Origin of the sequence: Gimesia alba, assembly GCF_007744675.1 — a bacterium.
GTDB lineage: Bacteria > Planctomycetota > Planctomycetia > Planctomycetales > Planctomycetaceae > Gimesia > Gimesia alba.
Map to the genome: position 1 here is coordinate 7,700,167 of NZ_CP036269.1, position 19,843 is coordinate 7,720,009.

At 51.0% G+C, this 19,843-nt stretch carries 20 protein-coding genes; 13 read left to right on the forward strand and 7 right to left on the reverse strand.

The features are described from left to right. The first annotated feature begins 2 nt into the window (after positions 1–2). The 3 genes from Pan241w_RS28880 (at position 3) to Pan241w_RS28890 (ending at position 2,953) form a co-directional block, all read left to right on the forward strand. Positions 3–1,430 carry an enolase C-terminal domain-like protein gene (locus Pan241w_RS28880; protein ID WP_145222978.1) on the forward strand — a complete coding sequence of 476 codons (1,428 nt, stop codon included), beginning with the start codon at positions 3–5 and terminating at the stop codon, positions 1,428–1,430. A 448-nt stretch (positions 1,431–1,878) separates the two neighbouring features. Next, on the forward strand, positions 1,879–2,166 hold the full coding sequence (locus Pan241w_RS28885; protein WP_145222980.1) for a hypothetical protein: 288 nt from the start codon (positions 1,879–1,881) through the stop codon (positions 2,164–2,166). A gap of 127 nt (positions 2,167–2,293) precedes the next feature. Beyond that, positions 2,294–2,953, forward strand: a complete 660-nt coding sequence (locus tag Pan241w_RS28890) for a trimeric intracellular cation channel family protein (protein WP_145222982.1) — start codon at positions 2,294–2,296, stop codon at positions 2,951–2,953. Between the two features lie 309 nt (positions 2,954–3,262). On the opposite strand, the gene Pan241w_RS28895 is transcribed toward Pan241w_RS28890, so the two are convergent. The 3 genes from Pan241w_RS28895 to Pan241w_RS28905 all read right to left on the reverse strand — a co-directional run bounded on the left by Pan241w_RS28895 (position 3,263) and on the right by Pan241w_RS28905 (position 6,901). Next, entirely contained in the window at positions 3,263–4,264 is a 1,002-nt protein-coding gene (locus tag Pan241w_RS28895; protein ID WP_145222984.1) for an alpha/beta hydrolase family protein, read from the reverse strand. A gap of 351 nt (positions 4,265–4,615) precedes the next feature. Beyond that, positions 4,616–5,077 (reverse strand): hypothetical protein, encoded by a 462-nt coding sequence (locus Pan241w_RS28900; protein WP_145222986.1) that lies wholly within the window; start codon positions 5,075–5,077, stop codon positions 4,616–4,618. 651 nt (positions 5,078–5,728) lie between these two features. Continuing rightward, positions 5,729–6,901: an isocitrate/isopropylmalate dehydrogenase family protein gene (locus tag Pan241w_RS28905; protein WP_145222987.1), complete on the reverse strand. Its 1,173-nt coding sequence runs from the start codon at positions 6,899–6,901 to the stop codon at positions 5,729–5,731. Between the two features lie 217 nt (positions 6,902–7,118). On the opposite strand from Pan241w_RS28905, the gene Pan241w_RS28910 reads away from it, so the two are divergent. The 6 genes from Pan241w_RS28910 to Pan241w_RS28935 all read left to right on the forward strand — a co-directional run bounded on the left by Pan241w_RS28910 (position 7,119) and on the right by Pan241w_RS28935 (position 14,212). Next, the gene (locus Pan241w_RS28910; RefSeq protein ID WP_198000226.1) at positions 7,119–7,436 is read left to right on the forward strand and encodes a DUF962 domain-containing protein; all 318 of its coding nucleotides are present in this window, start codon (positions 7,119–7,121) and stop codon (positions 7,434–7,436) included. Between the two features lie 193 nt (positions 7,437–7,629). Further along, the gene (locus Pan241w_RS28915) at positions 7,630–9,930 is read left to right on the forward strand and encodes a TolC family protein (protein WP_198000227.1); all 2,301 of its coding nucleotides are present in this window, start codon (positions 7,630–7,632) and stop codon (positions 9,928–9,930) included. Between the two features lie 377 nt (positions 9,931–10,307). Then, positions 10,308–11,300 carry a helix-turn-helix transcriptional regulator gene (locus Pan241w_RS28920; protein WP_145222993.1) on the forward strand — a complete coding sequence of 331 codons (993 nt, stop codon included), beginning with the start codon at positions 10,308–10,310 and terminating at the stop codon, positions 11,298–11,300. A 448-nt stretch (positions 11,301–11,748) separates the two neighbouring features. Continuing rightward, positions 11,749–12,234, forward strand: a complete 486-nt coding sequence (hisI, locus tag Pan241w_RS28925) for a phosphoribosyl-AMP cyclohydrolase (protein ID WP_145222995.1) — start codon at positions 11,749–11,751, stop codon at positions 12,232–12,234. Between the two features lie 25 nt (positions 12,235–12,259). Next, positions 12,260–13,663: a hypothetical protein gene (locus tag Pan241w_RS28930; RefSeq protein WP_145222997.1), complete on the forward strand. Its 1,404-nt coding sequence runs from the start codon at positions 12,260–12,262 to the stop codon at positions 13,661–13,663. Positions 13,664–13,711: 48 nt separating this feature from the next. Beyond that, complete coding sequence (locus Pan241w_RS28935) at positions 13,712–14,212, forward strand: 6-pyruvoyl trahydropterin synthase family protein (RefSeq protein WP_145222999.1); 501 nt, start codon at positions 13,712–13,714, stop codon at positions 14,210–14,212. A gap of 85 nt (positions 14,213–14,297) precedes the next feature. Here the strand turns inward: Pan241w_RS28935 and rpsR are convergent, their stop codons facing one another. The 3 genes from rpsR to Pan241w_RS28950 form a co-directional block, all read right to left on the reverse strand. Then, on the reverse strand, positions 14,298–14,579 hold the full coding sequence (gene rpsR / locus Pan241w_RS28940; protein WP_145045814.1) for a 30S ribosomal protein S18: 282 nt from the start codon (positions 14,577–14,579) through the stop codon (positions 14,298–14,300). Positions 14,580–14,698: 119 nt separating this feature from the next. After that, the gene (gene rpsN / locus Pan241w_RS28945) at positions 14,699–14,968 is read right to left on the reverse strand and encodes a 30S ribosomal protein S14 (protein WP_145223001.1); all 270 of its coding nucleotides are present in this window, start codon (positions 14,966–14,968) and stop codon (positions 14,699–14,701) included. Positions 14,969–15,128: 160 nt separating this feature from the next. Next, complete coding sequence (locus Pan241w_RS28950; RefSeq protein WP_232107306.1) at positions 15,129–15,941, reverse strand: SDR family NAD(P)-dependent oxidoreductase; 813 nt, start codon at positions 15,939–15,941, stop codon at positions 15,129–15,131. 207 nt (positions 15,942–16,148) lie between these two features. Between Pan241w_RS28950 and Pan241w_RS28955 the strand changes: the two genes are divergently transcribed. From Pan241w_RS28955 to scpB, 4 genes are all read left to right on the forward strand, one after another. After that, positions 16,149–16,838, forward strand: coding sequence for an NAD(P)H-hydrate epimerase (locus tag Pan241w_RS28955; RefSeq protein WP_145223004.1), 690 nt, complete (start codon positions 16,149–16,151; stop codon positions 16,836–16,838). Between the two features lie 183 nt (positions 16,839–17,021). After that, positions 17,022–17,777, forward strand: a complete 756-nt coding sequence (locus Pan241w_RS28960) for a Crp/Fnr family transcriptional regulator (RefSeq protein WP_145223006.1) — start codon at positions 17,022–17,024, stop codon at positions 17,775–17,777. A gap of 159 nt (positions 17,778–17,936) precedes the next feature. Beyond that, the gene (locus Pan241w_RS28965) at positions 17,937–18,410 is read left to right on the forward strand and encodes a zf-HC2 domain-containing protein (protein ID WP_145223008.1); all 474 of its coding nucleotides are present in this window, start codon (positions 17,937–17,939) and stop codon (positions 18,408–18,410) included. A gap of 79 nt (positions 18,411–18,489) precedes the next feature. Further along, positions 18,490–19,251: an SMC-Scp complex subunit ScpB gene (scpB, locus tag Pan241w_RS28970; protein WP_145223010.1), complete on the forward strand. Its 762-nt coding sequence runs from the start codon at positions 18,490–18,492 to the stop codon at positions 19,249–19,251. A 90-nt stretch (positions 19,252–19,341) separates the two neighbouring features. On the opposite strand, the gene Pan241w_RS28975 is transcribed toward scpB, so the two are convergent. Then, positions 19,342–19,836, reverse strand: a complete 495-nt coding sequence (locus tag Pan241w_RS28975; RefSeq protein WP_145223012.1) for a GNAT family N-acetyltransferase — start codon at positions 19,834–19,836, stop codon at positions 19,342–19,344. Between the last annotated feature and the right edge of the window lie 7 nt (positions 19,837–19,843).

Sequence of the window (19,843 nt, forward strand, 5' to 3'; positions counted from 1 at the left end):
TTATGACGACTGCGATTAAACTGATCGACGCCACGCTGCATCGGACGGAAACTCAAACGCGGATGCCGTTTCGGTTTGGGATTGCGGTGATGACGGCGGCGCCGCATGTGTTCTTGCGGTGTCGGTTTGACATTGATGGCACGGTTGTTACCGGCATCGCGGCGGACGGGCTGCTGCCGAAGTGGTTTGATAAGTCGCCTGAGAAAGAGGCCGCGCAGGAGATCGACGAGATGCTGCTCGTCATTCGGCGGGCCGTCGGGTTTGCGCGGGAGGTCTCGGCTGCGTCGGCGTTTGAATTCTGGCAACAGGTGTATCAGGCCCAGGTGAAATGGGCCGCGGAAGAGGGGTTTCCGTCGCTGCTCGCGCAGTTTGGCGTCAGTATGGTCGAGCGGACGTTGCTCGATGCACTGGCGCGAGCCGAGGGTTGTTCGCTGGCAACGCTGCTGCGGGAGAACCGCGTCGGCCTCGATCTGGCGGCGATTCACCCCGAACTGGCAGGACACACGCCGGACGAATTTCTGCCCGCGCGGCCTTTATCCAAGATCATCGCTCGGCATACGGTGGGACTCTCCGATCCGCTGACGGCGGCCGACCTGACGCCCGAAAACCGCATCGACGATGGGCTGCCGCAAACGCTGGAAGACTGCATTCGCTGTTACGGACTGTATCACTTCAAGCTGAAAGCACAGGGGGACGTCGAACGGGATCTGGAACGGCTGCGGGCCGTCGCCCGCGTCATCACCCAACATTGCGGCACCCGGTTTGGTTTCACGCTGGACGGCAACGAGCAGTATCGCGAGTTCCCCCGCTTCGTCGAACTCTGGGACCGCATTCAGGCTGACCCGTTGTTGAAAGAATTCTTTAAACAACTGATCTTCATCGAACAACCCCTGTATCGCGATGTGGCCCTCGATCCTGCGATCGCAAACATTGCCGACTGGAAAAACGGTCCCCCCGTGATCATTGATGAATCCGACGCCACGCTCGGTGCGCTGGCCCAGGCACTCAAACTGGGTTACGCGGGCACGAGCCACAAAAACTGCAAAGGCATCATGAAAGCGGCCGCCCATCGCTGTCTGATCAACTATCGTAATGCGACGGAAAAGACGAGCCGCTATCAGATGAGCGGCGAAGATCTGGTGAATATCGGCCCCGTCGCCTTACTGCAAGACCTGGCGGCGCAGGCGGCACTCGGCAACACCTCGGTCGAACGCAACGGCCACCACTACTTCAACGGCCTGACCCCGTTCCCGCAGGAGATCAGCCAATTGATGCTGCAGCAGCACGGCGACTTGTACACAACGATGGACGATGGCTTCGCCCGCGTCAACATCACCGGCGGCGAACTGGATCTGACGACTATCAACGCGGCCCCGTTTGGAGTCGGCGTGGAGATCCCGATGGACGGAATTCAGGAACTCTCGCTCTGAAGGACCGGACTCATTTCAAAGTGAGCGGGTCGGCGCTAGCCGCCGTTTGTGTGTTGGGAATGCTGGTTCAAAAACGGTGGCTAGCGCCATTCCGCTCACAAAACCAGTATGCAGAAACCGTTCGAAATTGTTCTGTTATTTCGAGACCAATTTGTAGGGGCGGGACCCATGTGTCCGCCCGCCTGGTGATGTGCGATCCCATTTCAGACTTCAAATGGAACCGGAAAAAAACATCGAACCATGCCACACAAACCACGTCGATACTGCGGGTCGATACATGGGTCGACCCCTACCACAAAGTGAGCGGGTCGGCGCTAGCCGCCGTTTGTGTGTTGGGAATGCTGGTTCAAAAACGGTGGCTAGCGGCATTCCGCTCACAAAACCAGTATGCAGAAACCGTTCGAAATTGTTCTGTTATTTCGAGACCAATTTGTAGGGGCGGACCCATGTGTCCGCCCGCCTGGTGATGTGCGATCCGATTTCAGACTTCAAATGGAACCGGAAAAAAACATCGAACCATGCCACACAAACCACGTCGATACTGCGGGTCGACACATGGGTCGACCCCTACCACAAAGTGAGCGGCACGGCGCCTGGCGCCGTTTGTGTGTTGGGGTCGCTGGTTCAAAAACGGTGGCTCGCGCCGACCCGCTCACAAAACCAGTATGCAGAAACCATTCGAAACCTGATCGGGCTGGTGATACAACGATCACTCGTTTTTCCTTACGCCACCTGACTATTTTCCGGGAATCGCCGCTCGCAGGCTCGTATGTTATATGGCTCGCCTTAGAATAGAAGCTGTCGCCTCGGGGATCGTTTTCGTGGCGACAGATAAAAACTAACTTCTGAATGATGCAGCAACGATGGACGTAGCAACCTTACAATATCTGCTGGGGATGGTGGGCACGGTCGCTTTTGCGGTAACCGGGGTGCTGGCGGTGACGCCGCGGGGCATTGATTTGTTCGGCGCGTGCGTGCTGGGTTTGATCACGGCCATCGGGGGCGGCACGATTCGCGACTTGATCCTGGGAGTCCCCGTCTTCTGGGCGGCTGACCTTAACTATATCTGGGTCGCGCTGGCGGCCAGTTTTGTGGCCTTTCTCACCGAGCGCCTGCTGACACGCAAGGAGATCTATCGCACGATGCTGTACCTCGACGCGCTGGGTCTTTCCATGTTTGCGATCCAGGCAGCGCAAAAAGTGATGTGGATCGAGTTCGGCATGCCCCTCGCGCCGATCCTGATGGGCGTGCTGACGGCAATCGGCGGCGGCCTGTTGCGCGACGTCCTCGCCGGTCAACCAACACTGTTGATGCGCCGCGAACTCTATGCCATCCCGGTCACCTGCGGCTGCGTGCTGTATGTCGTCGGCCTGAGCTGGCTCCCCGCGTATCCTGTCGAATTCGGAATTACCTGTTCGCTCTTCATTTTAGTCCTGCGCAGCGCCGCGATCTACTGGGACCTGCATGTGCCCCTCTGGTTAACGACTCAGTCGAGGGAAAAAGATCAGGACGAAGAAAACTAAAAAGAATCTTGTGTTTTTGGGCGTTGTCGTTGTGTGCGGAATAGTGCTCAGGGTAGGGATTCATTAGGTATTGAAGCTGCACTGTCGGGCCAGCCGACAGTGGCACACGAGAGCTTGATTTCGAATTGGGAACGTAATTCAAGTAGTCGATTTTTCTACCGCGGAATTCACGAGTGAATTCTCGGGCATCGTTCTTGTGAGCGGGTCGGCGCTAGCCGCCGGTTTTGAGTTGGAGCGTTGGTTCAAAACCGGTGGCTAGCGCCATTCCGCTCAGGGTAGGAGGGTGCAATCTTCTTTGCCTGAGGAAATTTACTTCGCTTTTTGAAACTGCCATTCGTCCTCGGGGGCGAGGAGTTGGCGGCAGGGTTTGCCCTGGAGCCATTGGCGGGCGTCCTGATTTTGTTTCAGGTAGGTGTCCCAGAAGGCGGTGGTGACGGCGAGAATGATCGGATGGTGCTGAGGATTGCGGGGAGGCATTCCCAGGCGCTGTCTGCCGTCGGAAAATGCGGAGTGTTGTGCGTCGAACAGAACGAGTTCGTATTTATCGATGGTGTCCGGTAGCCCCTGATAAACTTTGCGACGGTCTTCCACCGAGGTGTCGTTGATGGGAGACGTGTCTTTGGTGCCGGTCAACAGTAGCCAGGGAAGGGAGACCTGACCGAACGACTGTTCGGGATTGGCCCTGCCTTGCACGCTGGGGCTGAACATGATGGCGGCTTTGATGCGAGGATCGGTGTATCGCTTGCCGATGAGTCGCCATGACTGGCCGCTGACTCCCTGTGTCGTGACGGCACCGAAGGAGTGCCCCGACATGCCGATGCGTTTCAGATCAAACCGTTGATGGAAACGAGGTTTCGTGTCGGCATTCCATTCAGTGAGCTGATCCAGAACGGCTGGCACATCCTGATAACGGTCGAGACTGTTTTGCAGCGATGCGGCTCCTTTTAATGCTTTGAGGCGTTTCCCCAGTGCCACGTCTTTCCAGATCGTTTCATCACTGCCGTGATGCTGAAGATAGACGACAGCATAACCGTGGGACGCCCAGTGTTTGCCCAGATATTGAGAGCCGGTGCGTGCTCCTCCCAGTCCATGACTGAATAAGACAACAGGCGCTGGCTGTTTTTGTGCTGGCAGATAAATCCGCAGAGGAATGTCGCGCTGGCGGCTTGAGTCCTGAATCGTGATGTCAATTGGTTCCGGCAGGCGGCTTTTCTGTTTTTCCAGCGGGTTATACTTGTCTGCCTGTGCGGAACTGATTCCTGAAATCAGAACAGAGACGCTCAATACCAGACAGAGGGGCAGCGTTTTCATATTGAGTCCTTTTCAGTGAGCCGCACGGGTTTAGAATGGAAACGATGATCATGTGAGCGCGGACCTTTTGTGATTGAGGATAATGATTGAACACGTTATTTCGAATTTGGTTTCGGTGAAACTGAATGATTGGATGTGTTTACTGTATCAAAAAATGGAATTCGTCGATCTCTCTGTCTTTTACTAACACGAATTTCACGAACGGTTTATCGGTTGTTGTTCTTGTGAGCGGAATGGTGCTAGCCACCGGTTTTGAAACAACGCCCCAACTCAATACCGGCGGCTAGCGCCGACCCGCTCATGGTGGAAATGTTGATATGAATTGATGTGAAATTCTGGTCGAGCGCTATTTTATTTGTCTGCTTGCCGAGTCCAGAGCCATTTTCCGTCGGGGTGCAATTTGTCGACCGGATGACTGAGCGTGTGCTGATTACCGTTGTCGGGAAATTCAATCTTCCACTTGTAGATTTCTTTTTTACGAGATCGCAGCATTGAGTCATAAGACAGTCTGAGACTAGTGAGACTGAGAGAGCGGGGGAGCTCATACGGTTCCCAGGCGGTGACCTTTAAGACTCCCTCCTCAATGCGCCAGACGCCTGCAAACTGACCGTTGGACGTCAGGAAGGTTCGATCCGATTTGAAAATTCGCGAGAGCCCCGGAGGTGTGCCGATCCATTCACCTACCAGTTGTTGTTCAACCACTGACAAGGGACGCTGGTTGTCTTTGGTCAGCAGATACGCACATACAAGCACCAGGATGCCTGCGATCCATGCCCATTGCATTCGTCCTCGTTTTTGGTTGAAGGGTTTCATCGGCGTGCCTCGGATTAGTTCAGTCGCTATGTCGAACTGCTCATCCAATCATCTTACCAGTTTTCATCTCTGAGAGGCAAAGACGATTTTGTAGAATTGGTGTTGGAACCCTGTTGTTGAAGAAACGGCAGCTGGCGTTTTGCCGCTCAGGGTGGGATTGGTTTAGAAATAGTCGAATGGTTATGGGGATGGATGGCTGTCACTGGCGGGCAGGCACATAGACCTGCCCCTACGATGATTTTTGGTATTTTGCTGATTTTGGTTAACGGCGTGGGAGTGTCAAGAGATTGTGATGAACTGGTTTTGCATACGTCAATTGAACAGAAATGAAGTTTTATGAAGTGCATACGAACTTTTATCAAACGGCTGCGAAGCGTTGCGATAAACGGGGGTCGCATGAGCAGAGGTTTTGAAAATCGTGCTGAAACGAGGGAGTTTTGTGGTGCTGATTTTCTTAGCGGTTCTGGCGATTCAGGTGGATCTGTGGTGTTCTCGCACGCGACGCTAAAGACGCATCAGTTTTCAGAATGGCGGGTTGCCGTCAAGTCCATTTTTTTCAGGAGCCAGTTTTGCTGATATCAATAAAAAACGATGCAGAGCCTGAAGTTTGCTCTGCATCGTTGAATTACCATTTTAGTTGTCGCTCAGAAATTATTGCATCTTTTTGCAGATGGCTTCTGCCATTTCCTGAGTTCCGACGGCGGTGGGATCGTTGCGATCGTCTTTCAGATCGTAGGTGACGTCTTTGCCTTCGGCGATGACGTCGGCGACTGCCTGATCCAGTTTAGCAGCAGCGTCGTGTTCGCCGAGGTAGTCCAGCATCATTTTACCAGACAGAATCAAAGCGACCGGATTCACTTTATTCTGTCCTTTGTATTTGGGAGCAGAACCGTGAGTTGCTTCGAAGATAGCCGACTCGGGTCCGATGTTGGAACCGGGAGCCACACCCAGACCACCGACCAGACCGGCACAGAGGTCACTGAGGATGTCGCCATAGAGGTTGGAAGTGACAAGCACGTCGTACAGCTCGGGCTTTTGAACCAGCTGCATGCACATGTTGTCAATCAGACGCTCATTGTATTCAATGCTGCCGCCACAGTCGGGAACGTTGCCTGCCAGTTTCGCATCTGGGGCAACACCTTCAGCGAGGTCTGCCCATTCGAATTTGGCGCCATAGGCTTGTGCGACGGCGCGGGTTTCATCGTACCACAGACCGTCGGTGAACTTCATGATGTTGGCTTTGCAGATCGACGTGACTGCTTTGCGTTTGTTGTCGACCGCGTATTTGAATGCATAGTTGCAGATATCGCGGGTTCCCTGATAGGACATGGGCTTGATGCTGATGCCGGTCTCGTCGAGGGGGGTGTTGATCTTTTTACCGGTCGCGAATTCGTTGATCTTTTCGATCAAAGCCGCGGTATTCTTTTCACCGGCCTGGAATTCGACACCGGCATAGAGGTCTTCAGTATTTTCGCGAACAACGACGAGGTCGACGTTGGATTCGGAGAAGTAAGTCCGCACGCCTTTGTAAGTTTTACAGGGACGAACACAGGCATAGAGGCCGAGTTCCTGTCGCAGAAAGACATTCACACTGCGGAAGCCTTTTCCGATCGGTGTGGTGATCGGAGCTTTCAAAGCCACTTTGTTGGCGCGAATCGATTCCATGACGCGATCGGGTACACCGCCTTCGGCTTCAATGACTTCGATTCCACATTCCTGGACATCCCAGTCGATTTTGACACCTGTCGCATCAACACATTTTCTTGTAGCCTCGGCGATTTCCGGACCAACTCCATCTCCGGGAATTAATGTGACTTTATACATCGTTTCCTCAAATACTTCTGACAAAAGGGGAATGCGACCAGGATCTCAAGTGCATGAACATAATGCGTTTCGCCTGCTGACTCTTGAAACCAAAGGCCATACTGGTGGATACTAATTATGTAGTTCACAGGCAAGCAGTGACCGTATCAAAACAGAATTGGCTTTTCAACTATACGCGATGGCTGTCGCTTACTTTTCGAGTCGATCAGGGAATCCAATGATCCAGCGATTTATGCACAATTACCTCCTCCGCCATGAAAATCGAGCCAATCAGCTCCTGCATTTGATCGGGGTTCCCCTGACTTTTGGCGGATTGATCGGATTTGGGCTGGCGGGAGAGTGGATTTATGCCGGAATCGCATTTGTAGCCGGTTATCTCCTGCAGTTTCTGGGTCATTTCATTGAGCAAAACGACGCTGGCGAACTCATTCTGGTCAAGAAACTACTGGGAAAACCCTACACGGAATTCGGGCCAGACACTCAAAATCGATTGAATTTTGACCAATCGTCAAAAAAGTCAAGATGTAACGATTGAATCGCCGATACCGAATGTAGTGATTTTACCAAACAGGCAGATTGCTGTGCGCATCCAGGTGCATAGTCTAACCCTGACTGTCTCCGAGCATTGGTGAATTCTCCCTGAAAGTACTATCGATTATGAACCCTAAGTGGTTATGAAAATACGCTTTGTAACCATAATCGACGTTCATGTCTTTAAGGATGGATACATGAACCTTCGTCAGAAGTTACACCAATTTTTCTGTGGATGCTTAATTACCAGCCAACTTGTCGGTTGTCATGGACTGGGCACAGATACAGACCTGCATTACCTGGGTGATAAAGAGCTTCAATATTATGAAGATGTTGCCACTAAGATAGAATATCCGGCAGTTTATGAAGAAACCCCGGAAGAGATTACGTTCTCTGGAAAGCCACGGACGCTGGCAGACCGCTCTCAGGATGAAATCTGGGACTTACCGTTGATGGATGCGATCCATCTGGGTCTGGCCAACAGCGAAGTGATTCGTGTTTCCGGAACGCTGGGGACAAACGGAAACTCCTTATTAAATAATCCGGACGGAACGCCTAGTATTTTTGACCCGTCGATTCAGGAAACCAACGTACTGTTGGGTGGATCTCGCGGTGTTGAAGCGGCGCTGTCTGCTTTTGATACTACGTTTACGACGAACATGCTCTGGGGCCGCTCGGAACAGGTCCAGAACAGCCCGTTTTTCGGCGGTATTCCCGGCGGTACTTTGACTCAGGAAACGGGACAGTTTCAATCTGGACTTTCCAAAACGTTTGCCAACGGTGGGCAATTTGCTGTTTCGCATAACTGGAATTACACGGGCAGCAATTCAACCAGTCAGTTATTTCCTTCCAACTATGCCGGCAACACGGGGCTGTCTTATCGTCAGCCATTCCTGGCAGGAGCCGGAGTCGAATACACGCGAATTGCCGGCCCGATCGGTTCTGGTTTTACTGGAATTACCGGTGTGAGCCAGGGGGTTGTGATTGCTCGCATCAACAACGACCTCGTGCTGGCTGACTTTGAGAAAAACGTGCGAAATCTGATTTCGGACATCGAAGAAAGTTATTGGCAGTTGTACCTGGCTTACCGCCTGTACGATACCCAGGTTGTCGCTCGTAATTCTGCATTACGCAGTTGGCGGGAAGCACATGCCAAACTGGAAGCCGGTGGTACTCGTAACTTCAAACCAGCCGACGAAGCCCAGGCGAAAGACCGTCTATTTGAAACACAATCGTTAGTCCAGGCCACACGCAGCGATATATACACGGCAGAAAGCCGATTCCGCCGACTGGTCGGTTTACCGGTGAATGATGGGAAAATCATCCGACCGATTGATGATCCGATTGCAGCCGAGTTTACTCCTGACTGGAGCATGTGCCTGACGGAAGCGCTGGTACACCGTGTCGAACTCCGTAAGCAGAAATGGAATATCAAAAGTCTCGAATTTCAACGTCTGGCAGCAACCAGCCTGACCAAGCCGCGACTGGACCTGGTTTCCAGTTATCAGGTGAATGCGTTCGGCGATAAACTGCTAAGTCAGAGAAATAACGATGGGATTACCGCTCAGGGATTGCATAGCGCTTATGGAACACTGATGCAAAACGATCAGGATAGTTGGACGCTCGGGTTCGAATTCAGCATGCCGTTAGGCTTCCGGTCTGCACATGCTCAGGTCGAAAACCTGGAGTTTCGCTTGTCGAAAGCGCGAGCTGTGTTGCAGGCGCAGGAAATGGATGTCAGCCAGGAACTGGCAATCACATTTCAGGATCTGACCAAGAACTACGCGACAGCACAATCCAACTTCAATCGTTGGCGTGCAGCTCGTAGACGAGTCGAGCTGTTTGATGCAGAAGTTCAAGCGGGTACGACAACTCTTGATACCCTGTTGCGTGCTCAATCCAGTCTGGCTGCAGCCGAGACCGAATACTATCGCTCTCTGGTGGCTTATAATGTCGCGATTAAGAACCTCCACAAATGGAAAGGGACTTTGCTGAAACACAACAACGTCCACTTAATGGAAGGCGAATGGAATCCAGTGGCTTATCAACAGGCCCTCCGACGTGCCTGGGCAAGAACTCATGGTATCGATGCCCACAAACTGCGTAGCAAACCCGAGCCCTTTGTGGCGGAAGGTTACATTGGCGAGGTTGGTGTCATGCCTAGAAATGGGGACGCATCGTACTCATCGGAACAGGATGGTCTGACACCGGATATTCTACCTGTACCCGAACCAGAGATGAGTCCGGATTACGCACCACCGGTACCAGCTGCCCCCGCTGAACCAGCAGCGCGGTTGGAGATCTCTACTCCTGAAAGCAGAAATCCATTTGCTGACACAAGCATCGATACAGCTGTCAAAGTCGTGCTTGATGCCAAGGGAGAAGAGCCTGCCTTTGATATCAGACAGGTTTCCGCTCAGCAGGATGAATTACCGATCTCTGAGACAGCGGACAATCTGGAGCTTGAATTCCGACCTGCCAGGAGCTTTGTCGACTAATAATCACGTCATATTCGTCGACTTGAAGGCAGGTGGGATTATTCAGATTGTCGCAATGATACAATCTGCTCAGGTTAAAAAATCGAGCATTGGCTTTTTTTGAAACGTCATTTCAAATTTCCAGTACTTTTTTCCATAAGTACATGCTAGATTTAGACGAATGATGTGAGTGGAATACCGCAGCCGCTTTTTTCACTTGCCTTGCACTTGTATCGATGCCCATCTCCATCGATTGTTGAATACAACAGTTGGCTGGTTTCATTAGAGTTCCGAAACGTTGATTTTTACGAATTCTCTGAGAAACGATCCAACTTGAGGATACGGGTTTGAAAACCCGCCACTGACCAGGCCTGTGGAAAGCATTCAAAAGTTAATTAATGGTGGCTGGACGAATCCATCGTCTCTTGAAACTGATTGCGCTGCTACAGTCGGGACGAGTTTACAATTCTGCACAACTTGCGAGCGAATGCGAAGTCAGCCGCAGGACCGTGTTTCGGGACCTGAGAACTCTCCAGGAATCCGGAATCTACGTTCTGTATGACGAAGAGAAACAGGGCTATACGCTCCCCTGGAGAACCATCGTTCCCTTCAAAGATCTGACCTTTGAAGAAGTACTCGCCTTGCTTGTTTTATGTCAGGATCTCGATAAAGCAATCGTCGGGCTCCCCGTGCATCGTTTCGCTCGGTCGGCGTCAACCAAAGTTCTAAACAGTTTACCCGACTCTTTACGGGAAAATGTGATCGATGCCGCCCAGTCGATTTCGATCTGGTTTCCTCCGTTCAATCCGACCATGCGTAGCGGAATTCATTACAAAAATCTGCTTAAAGCGACCATCGAAAAGAAGAACGTCCGAATTCACTATGCTGGCGGCAAAGAAAAGAAAACGCTTTCTACAATGCTCAGCCCGTATCATATTTTGTATTCGAATCATGAGTGGTTTGTTGTGGGGCGGTCTTCGCTGGATCGCGGAATTAAAGTGTTTCCACTGTTGAAAATTCTGAAATCGGAAATCCTGGAGGAATCATTCAAGAAACCGTCCCGCTTTAACCTGGACCGATATCTGACCCCCTCATGGGATCCAGCCCGTCAATCTCGTAAAACCATCCCTGTCAAAATTCGTTTCAAAAGCAGTGTTGCGGAAACGGTCTCTCAGATGTGTTGGGATCAATCACAGGAAATCAAGAAACTGAAGGGGGGCTCGATTGAATTCCGTGCTGAGGTCGACAGCCTCGAACGGATTTCCGACTGGGCCTTGAGTTTCGGCGATCAAGCTGAAGTCCTTTCCCCCCGCTCATTTCGCGATCTGATCAAGCAAAAAATCTCCAGCATGATGCAAGTTTACACTAACGGGGCGCGTCCTACTTCATGAGTGTATCTCAATAAGTCCCTAAAATACAGCGAACTTTTGAATTCGAAAACGGTCTGTTTTATCAGATAGAACTTGAACTACATCATTCCTGTTTTCATTTAAGATCGCGCATGTATACTGATCCTCGGGTTAACGCCGATTATTCTGTGAAACCTCTTAAAATCCCTGCTGAATCTACTGACCTGCCCCACCATTAGGTTTACTATTTTAGAGTAGCAAAATCGTAGCTGTTAGCTGGAAATCTGCTGATTTTCACTTGAACAGTGTCTCAAACGATGTGTCTGACATCATCCTTTGCGTATGATGTATCCAGCCACGCAGTTTCTTCCCCGGGGATCGATCAAGCATCACACCCCAGGGGAAATCCAAAACCCAGAAAGACAGTTAGCAGTGGAGATTTTTTCCACTGTCAGATAAAGATCATAACGAAGTGAGGAAAGACAATATCATGTCAGATGGAATTCAATTCTCTGAACGGACTTCAGTCGAACAGGTGGAAGAAGGAAACGAGCTGGCTCCGAAATTTGACAAAGACGGTCTGATTCCCGTCGTCACCACCGACTATGCGTCGGGTGAATTGCTGATGCATGCCTACATGAATGAAGAGGCGCTCAAGAAAACGATTGAACTGGGTGAAGCCGTCTACTGGAGCCGTAGCCGTCAGGTACTCTGGCACAAAGGGGCCACCAGCGGCCTCGTCCAGAAAGTGAAAGCCCTGCTGATCGATGATGACCAGGATACAATCTGGCTTCGCGTCGATGTTCTGGGTGGCGGCGCCAGTTGTCACGTCGGTTATCGATCCTGCTTTTACCGTCGCGTTCCTGTCGGAGAGGAAGTGCAGGACAAAGGGCTGGGGCTGGAATTTACTGAAACCGAAAAAGTATTTGACCCGAAAGAGGTCTATGGAGACGCTCCCAACCCCACAAAACTGTAAACGGGATAACCACCACAGGTGAATCATGAACCATTTCAGTCGACGTGATTTTTTAGCTGCCTCATTGGCTGCGAGCGGGAGTGCGTTTTCTCTCGAAGAGTGGGTCTTTGCCAATCGTGAAGAGACCACACAAAACCCGAATCTGCAAATTGCCCCGTTTCGTTTTGATGTGTCGCCACCTAAAGGGCACTCGCTCTGCGGCGGCTGGATCAAACCGGTTGTCGGCTACGATGATTCACTCGAAGCCATCGGTTATGTGCTGTTGGGTGCAGGCAAGCCTATTGTCGTCTGCGCCGTTGACTGGACGGGCCTGTTAAACGACGCCCACATCGCCTGGCGGAAAGCGCTGGCGGACGCTGCTGGCACCAGCATTGACCGCGTCGCCGTGCAATGCGTGCATCAACACAATGCACCGTTTGCCTGCTTAAACGCCGAACAGATCGTACTCGAACAAGGTGACCTGCCGCACATTGTCGAACTCGATTTTTTCAGCGAATGCCTGGACAAAGCCCGCAAAGCGGTTGCGATGGCAATTCCCAAGGCGCAGCCAGTGACTCACGTCGCACACAGCCAAGGGAAAGTCGATAAGGTTGCCTCGAACCGCCGCATCGATCGGGACAAGAACGGAAAAATCGTTCGCATGCGGGGCAGCAGTTGTAAAGACGAACGGCTGCGAAGCCTGACCGAAGGGACTATCGATCCTTTCCTGAAAACGATCGCCTTTTATAACAAAGATAAGAAGCTGGTTTCCTGCCACTATTACGCCACACATCCCATGAGTTATTACGGCGACGGACGCGTCAGCAGCGACTTTACCGGCATTGCCCGTAAACAACGCCAGCAGGAAGAACCGGGTTGCACCCACATTTACTTCACCGGTTGTGCTGGCAACATTTCAGCCGGCAAATACAACGATGGCTCCAAACCGTTGCGAGCGATTCTGGCGCGGCGGATTTATGACGGCATGATTGCTTCTGAAAAACAGTTACAGCCGGAACCGATCGGACATGTCACCTGGAAGACACATGACATTCTCCCACCGGTCAGAGACACGTTTAACGAGCAGGAACTCAAAAAGACGATCTCGAATAAAGCCAACAGTGTCGTGAACCGGAATCGACCTTCCTACATGCTCGCCTGGTTACAACGGTTGCAGAAAAAAGTTCCGATTACCCTCAGCTCGCTGCAGATGAACGACATCAAAACGCTGCATCTGCCGGCCGAGAGTTTTATCGAATATCAAATACGGGCACAGAGTATTCAACCCGATCAGTTTATCGCCACCGCCGCCTATGGTGACGGCGGGCCGTGGTACATACCGGTTGCCGAAGAATACCCGGCCGGCGGATATGAAGTCAGCGTTGCTTTCTGTGATCCGAAGGTCGACGCCGTGATCACGCAGGGTATGAAATCGCTGCTGGACAGTTAACGATCCATTTAAAATTTTCAAAGTCAGTTTAGAGGTTGAGTGAGTATCATGGGTATGACAATCATGCGTCGGGTCAAGTTCAATGCGGGACACCGTCTCTTTCGTCATGAAGGAAAATGCCAGTTTTTTCACGGACACAACTATGTCGCCGACTTCTATGTGACCGGCCCGGAAACCGACGCCGTCGGGCGGATTATTGATTTTGCGCAGTTGAAAGCACTGCTCAAAGGCTGGATCGATGAAAACTGGGACCACGGGTTTCTACTCAACGTCGAAGACGAAAACGGCCTGAATGCAATCCGCATGGTCGAGCCCACCAAATACTTCGTACTGCCTTATAATCCAACCGCGGAAAATATGGCCCGCTATTTACTGGATGAAGTCTGCCCGAGCGTACTCAATGAACTCGGCGTGCAGGCCGTTAAAGTCGTGATCTGGGAAACCGAAGAATCCTGTGCCGAAGCGACCATCGACCAAGATGAAAAACGGGAACATAGTCTGTTTGACGCCTTTCAGACCGACTCGTTTCCCACCGGTTTGAACTGGTAAACATTGTTTATGTATTGCGCATCAAAAAAGGCTTTGAACTATCTGGTCCAAAGCCTTTTTTTTATTTGTTTCGCGTGTCTGCCGCTTAGTCTTCTGCAACGTAAGGCAGCAGGCCGATGAAGCGTGCTCGCAGTACTGCACGACGGACAGCCCGTTGATACAGAGCTGAGGTGCCTGTACGACGACGAGGCAGAATACGTCCTTCACGATCCAGGAGAGAACGCAGGGTTCTCAGATCCTTGTAATCGACATAGACGGGACGTGGGATATTTCCATCCGGACAGAACCGACATTTGAGCTTCTTTTTCAGACGAGCTCGTTTTTTTCGTCGTTTGACGATCTCTTTACGTGATAAACCGACTGACATGGTGTTTTTCCTGTTTCATGCGCCGTAACAAGGGACACCCAGAAACTGGGGCGACGCTGATTTAAAAATGCTGGCTGGGATTGAAGGCAACACCCTTCAACCTCGTAAAAACGATCAGCTTACCAGCTTGATTTCTTCATGCCTGGAATCAGGCCGTCTAATGCCATATCTCGTAATGCGATACGAGAAATCTGGAACTTGCGGTAATTACCACGAGGACGACCGGTCAACTGGCATAAACGACGAAGACGTGTTTTGCTGGAATTACGAGGCAGTTTAGCCAGACCTGCGTAATCGCCTTTTGCAACCAGTTCTTCGCGTAATGCTGCATACTTTGCAACGAGTTTTGCGTTTCGTTTTTGTTTTTCAATCTTTGATTTGGAAGCCATCTATATACCTTCTCCGAAATTCCAAAAATGGGAACGACTGTTATACTGAGAATCGCGTCACGCCGTCAACTTGCCCAGCTATTTTCAAAGCAAAATCGGCTAAAAAAGCGATTTTTGACACGCATACTTGTGAGGCAGCCGCAGCTGCATATACGCACGTTTACTTTTTCTTCTTATCTTTTTGTGGTTGCGGCCGGAAATACTTCATTGATTCGACAACTACGGTTCGCCGGGTCGCGATCCGGACCAACAGCGACAGAAAATAGTTGCCCCAGCCAGAAACAGAATACTGGCGTTTTTTCTCCAGCGATTTGAGGCCCGTTTTGACCACCTGATCGACGGTCTGAAAACGGTGTTTTTTGAGCCAGCCTTCCACGCCGGCGACATCGAAAAATTCGGTCTGAGTCGTTCCGGGGCAGAGTGCTGTCACTGTCACCCCTTTATCACGTGCTTCGGCCCATAGTCCTTCGCTGAAATGCAGCACATAACTTTTACTGGCCGCATAAGCTGACATGTACGCTACTGGCTGGAATGCAGCGACTGAGGCAATATTGATGATGGCCCCGTGTCCCCGCTCCATCATTTCGGGCAGGTAGAAATAAGTCAGTTCGGTCAAAGCCCCCATATTGAGCCGTGCCATCTGCATCACCCGTTCCCGATCGGTCGAGGCGATATCCGAAACCACACTGAAACCAGCATTGTTGATCAATAACTCAACCTGCACGCCACGACGTTTGACTTCGTCATATAATTTCTGGGGCGCATCGTGCTCGGAGAGGTCCAGCACAATCACTTCGGTTTTCGTGCCATGACGGGTCAGTAGTTCCGAAGAGAGCTGTTCGAGTTGCTCCTGACGGCGTGCGGTCAGAACCAGATGCATCCCCCGTGCAGCGAGACGGTGCGCAAATTCCAAGCCAATTCCGGATGAAGCACCCGTAATCAGAGCCCATCGGTCAGAATATTCATCTATCACTGCAAACTCTCCAGAAGTATCCTGTTGGAGACTAAGAATTTCCATTTTGAAAGTGACCGGGAAGATGTGCCGCCCGCGTTTTGTGAGATCGTAATTTAATTTCAGTCTGGTGAAAACCCCGTAACCACTGTTTATAACCTTACTTTCATCGATTTTTCGCCGTTTTTGATATCCATTGATGTCTCAAATTCACCAAACGAGGAAAAAATGTCCCCAATTAAACGGCTCAGCCGTGCTGAAGTCAGAAGTGTAGACCAACGCACGATTGAAGAATTTGGACTGCCTGGAGTTGCATTAATGGAAAATGCCGGTCGGGGCGTGTTTGAGCTGCTTTTGTCCCTGAAAGTAACCGGTCCCGTCAAAATTTGTGCTGGCAAAGGCAATAATGGCGGAGACGGATTTGTGATTGCCCGCCATCTGGACAACGCCGGGATCCCCGTGCAAATTTTTCTGTTAGCCGATCCTGAGCACCTCACGGGAGACGCTGCCATCAATTATCAGGTCGCATCGCGGATGGGAATTCCCATCCAATCCGACCCCGTTTTAAGTGATCCAGATGCCTTACGCACATTTCTGAGCGATGCAGACTGGATTGTTGACGCGTTCCTGGGAACCGGTGTCCAAGGCACGATTCGCCCCCCGTTTACGACCGCCATTCAAATCGTCAACCAAGCTGCTGGAAACAAACTGGCCGTCGATCTCCCATCCGGCCTCGACTGTGATACGGGACTCTCACTCGGCGACTGCATCATTGCCGCACAGACCGCAACATTCGTAGCTGAAAAAAAAGGGTTCGCGATTCCTGAATCGAAACAATTCACGGGCGCCGTCCATGTTGTCGATATTGGTGCCCCCCGGCAAATCATCACCGAACTCCTGCAAAAACAGACATCCTGACAGGATTCTCTTGTCCATAATTGCTTCATCTGAGGAGAACTCAGCGGAAAAATCGCCTGTTTCAGGGAAACGGGGGTTCTCAAAAGTACTTCAATACCTATATATTATATTTCAACTGAATTACCTCTCATGGTTTGTTTCTGCCATTTCCTGTTGATTGAAACAGGGACAAGGTTCGTCTGAATGGACAAAAATTTCTGGTATCTCAAGAACTGTGATTTGTTTGAACGGCTGAGCCAGGATCAAATCGCGCAGGTCGAACGCAACTCATCCGTACGACAATTCGGTCGGGGGAATCTGGTTTACCTCCCGACAGAAAGCAGCGATTCGGTATTTCTGTTGCTCTCCGGGCGGATCAAACTCTATCACATCACCGGTGAAGGTAAGCAGGCTCTTTTAGCTCTGATTGAACCGGGTGAACTATTTGGAGAACTGGCGATTCTGGGTGGAGGAGAACGCGAAGAATACGCCGAGGCCATGCTGAAATCGACGATTCTCCGCATCCCCGGCCCCATCATACAAGAACTGATGCAACAACATGCCACGGTCTCACTGGGTGTCACAAAACTGATGGGACTACGTCGACAGCGAGTGGAACAAAGACTGAAATCACTGCTGTTCCGTTCGAATCGGGACCGGCTGACTCACCTGCTACTTGAGCTAGCAGAAAAATATGGCCGCTTCACACCCGAGGGTGTTTTTATCGATATCAAACTGTCGCATCAGGAATTGGCAAGTATCATTGGCAGCACTCGGGAAACAGTCACAGTACTATTGGGTGAGCTGCAAGACGAACGCTGCATCGACATCCAGAAACGACACATTATTCTTAGAAAAGCCCAGTTACTGGCGAATTCGATCGATTTTAAACTGACCCCCGCCTTGCAATCCAGACCCGACCAATCCGGCGAATACCTGTTAAGGGGAGCAGAAGCCTGACAATATGAGCCATTTACCAGTCATCAAGGACCAGAATTCGCAGGAACTGTAAGCTACCTCACAGATCAAACACCAACAGAAAACGATAATAAAAGAACAGGGACGACTTCCCTAAAACACAAAGGCGTGATTCCTACCGGATGAGTAGGAGGTTTTAACATGAACAAAAACAACCCCATCGAACATCAACCGGATTCTGAAGCGGAATGGAGTGCCTGCGCGCCAGGTGAGCTTGGCCAGTTTGTCTCTGTAATGAAAAAACGAAAACAGATCAGCCATCTGATTACGGGAGCGGAAATTCTTACTGCCTGCCTGGTGGTCGGTTTAATCGGCTTTCTGGGCATCAATCAACTCTCCAGCTCGGAAAATCAACGGGTGCAGCAAGCTCAGACGAAACCCTGTCCGGGAGGCCTGTATTGCAAAGATGTGCTGGCACATGCGAAAGCGTATGTTGCTCATACTTTGGATCAGAATTTGACACAAAAAGTCGATGCACACTTGGCAGATTGCCCGCATTGCCAAAAAAAGATTGATCAACTGAAAGCAAACGCGCACAATAACGCAGCCGATCAGAAAGCCGCTTTTCAAAAACAGGCTGCCTGGGAAGCCTATCTGCTGGCGTTAAATCAATAGTGACTGTCTTGTCATCAAGCTTATCGTATCAGAGTGCGCTCGCTTTTAACTCTGATTCCCTGAAAGGATTGAGGGAAGAATGTCCCAGGAAGAACAACTACCGGAAGTTAACGATACCGCCTCCAACGAGGACGATTTTCTCGCTGCCTTCGCGTCAACAGGCCCGGTTGATGAGAGCCTGGATGAGGATTTTGAACGTGCTCTGGAAGCGTTAGAAGCCGTCGAACGGGACTTGGAACTTCCCGAAATCCCCGCTGAAACGGAGGACACTGCGGAGAGTAAGCCAGCCAGTTCTCAGTCGCAATCGAAGCGGGAAGCCCGCATTCCCCCCCGGCAGATCATTGAAGCAGCACTATTTGTCGGCGGAAATCCGCTCACCACCAAGAAGCTCTGTTCGCTCTTGAATGATGAATATTCGTCGTCTTATGTAGACGATCTGCTGGATGACCTGAATCGTCAATACAACGATGAAGCACGGCCTTATGAAATCCGCATGGAAGAAGGCGGCTATCGACTCATTCTGCGGTACGATTTCGAACGCATCCGCAACCGCGTTTATGGCTTTGGTCCCAAAGAGATTAAACTCTCACAAGACGCGTTAGAAGTACTGGCACTCGTCGCCTACCATCAGCCGATCACAAAAGATGCCATCGTGGAAGCCGGCAAAGACAAAGCCGCCGGCATCCTGCGCCAGCTCTTGCGGCGTGAACTGATCGCCATCGAACGCGAAGAAGACAAAAAAGCGGAAGTCCGATACATCACCACCGCCCGCTTCCTGCAAGTCTTCGGCCTAGGAAATGTCGAAGAACTTCCCTACAGCGAATCGTTGAGTCATAAGTAATCCTGACAAAAGCAGCATTGTTCTCTCGCCAATTGCTATTCTGATTCAACCATATAATTCCGTCGCTTTGTCGTGAAATGAGGTCTTCTCTCAAACGCGATACTGAGCCATCACGACGACATCCTGGTACACATCGTTTAAACACCGTGCATAGCGCTTCACTCCCTCTACCTGATAGCCGTGCTTTCGATAAAGACGCATTGCCGGTTCATTATCAGCAAACACTTCCAACTCCAGACGCTTTAAGCCCTGCTGCCAGGCGTGCGCAATCGCATTCTTCAAAAGTTGATTGCCAATGCCCTGACCTCGATACGCCGATACCACACCCATGCCAAGATGGCCGACGTGCTCCATCGATTGTCGTGCAACAGGCACGATATCAGCCCAACCCACTACCGAACCTTTTGCGACTGCAACATATTGCGCATGATTTTGTTCGACGTTTTTTTTAACAAATTCACGCGCTCGATCCAAGGGAGGCGGCTCCACCGTCAACAGGTATTTCTTCTCGCCTGCCACACTGGATAAAGCTGCGTGAAAACCTGCCACGTCTTTCAATTCGATTTGCCTGATGGAAATGCTCATGCTTTAT

Coding starts and splice junctions, on each gene's coding strand:
- Pan241w_RS28880 (WP_145222978.1), top strand. CDS start 3: ATGACGACTGCGATTAAACTGATCGACGCCACGCTGCATCGGACGGAA.
- Pan241w_RS28890 (WP_145222982.1), top strand. CDS start 2,294: ATGGACGTAGCAACCTTACAATATCTGCTGGGGATGGTGGGCACGGTC.
- Pan241w_RS28895 (WP_145222984.1), bottom strand. CDS start 4,264: ATGAAAACGCTGCCCCTCTGTCTGGTATTGAGCGTCTCTGTTCTGATT.
- Pan241w_RS28900 (WP_145222986.1), bottom strand. CDS start 5,077: ATGAAACCCTTCAACCAAAAACGAGGACGAATGCAATGGGCATGGATC.
- Pan241w_RS28905 (WP_145222987.1), bottom strand. CDS start 6,901: ATGTATAAAGTCACATTAATTCCCGGAGATGGAGTTGGTCCGGAAATC.
- Pan241w_RS28910 (WP_198000226.1), top strand. CDS start 7,119: ATGATCCAGCGATTTATGCACAATTACCTCCTCCGCCATGAAAATCGA.
- Pan241w_RS28915 (WP_198000227.1), top strand. CDS start 7,630: ATGAACCTTCGTCAGAAGTTACACCAATTTTTCTGTGGATGCTTAATT.
- Pan241w_RS28920 (WP_145222993.1), top strand. CDS start 10,308: ATGGTGGCTGGACGAATCCATCGTCTCTTGAAACTGATTGCGCTGCTA.
- hisI (WP_145222995.1), top strand. CDS start 11,749: ATGTCAGATGGAATTCAATTCTCTGAACGGACTTCAGTCGAACAGGTG.
- Pan241w_RS28930 (WP_145222997.1), top strand. CDS start 12,260: ATGAACCATTTCAGTCGACGTGATTTTTTAGCTGCCTCATTGGCTGCG.
- Pan241w_RS28935 (WP_145222999.1), top strand. CDS start 13,712: ATGGGTATGACAATCATGCGTCGGGTCAAGTTCAATGCGGGACACCGT.
- rpsR (WP_145045814.1), bottom strand. CDS start 14,579: ATGTCAGTCGGTTTATCACGTAAAGAGATCGTCAAACGACGAAAAAAA.
- rpsN (WP_145223001.1), bottom strand. CDS start 14,968: ATGGCTTCCAAATCAAAGATTGAAAAACAAAAACGAAACGCAAAACTC.
- Pan241w_RS28955 (WP_145223004.1), top strand. CDS start 16,149: ATGTCCCCAATTAAACGGCTCAGCCGTGCTGAAGTCAGAAGTGTAGAC.
- Pan241w_RS28960 (WP_145223006.1), top strand. CDS start 17,022: ATGGACAAAAATTTCTGGTATCTCAAGAACTGTGATTTGTTTGAACGG.
- Pan241w_RS28965 (WP_145223008.1), top strand. CDS start 17,937: ATGAACAAAAACAACCCCATCGAACATCAACCGGATTCTGAAGCGGAA.
- scpB (WP_145223010.1), top strand. CDS start 18,490: ATGTCCCAGGAAGAACAACTACCGGAAGTTAACGATACCGCCTCCAAC.
- Pan241w_RS28975 (WP_145223012.1), bottom strand. CDS start 19,836: ATGAGCATTTCCATCAGGCAAATCGAATTGAAAGACGTGGCAGGTTTT.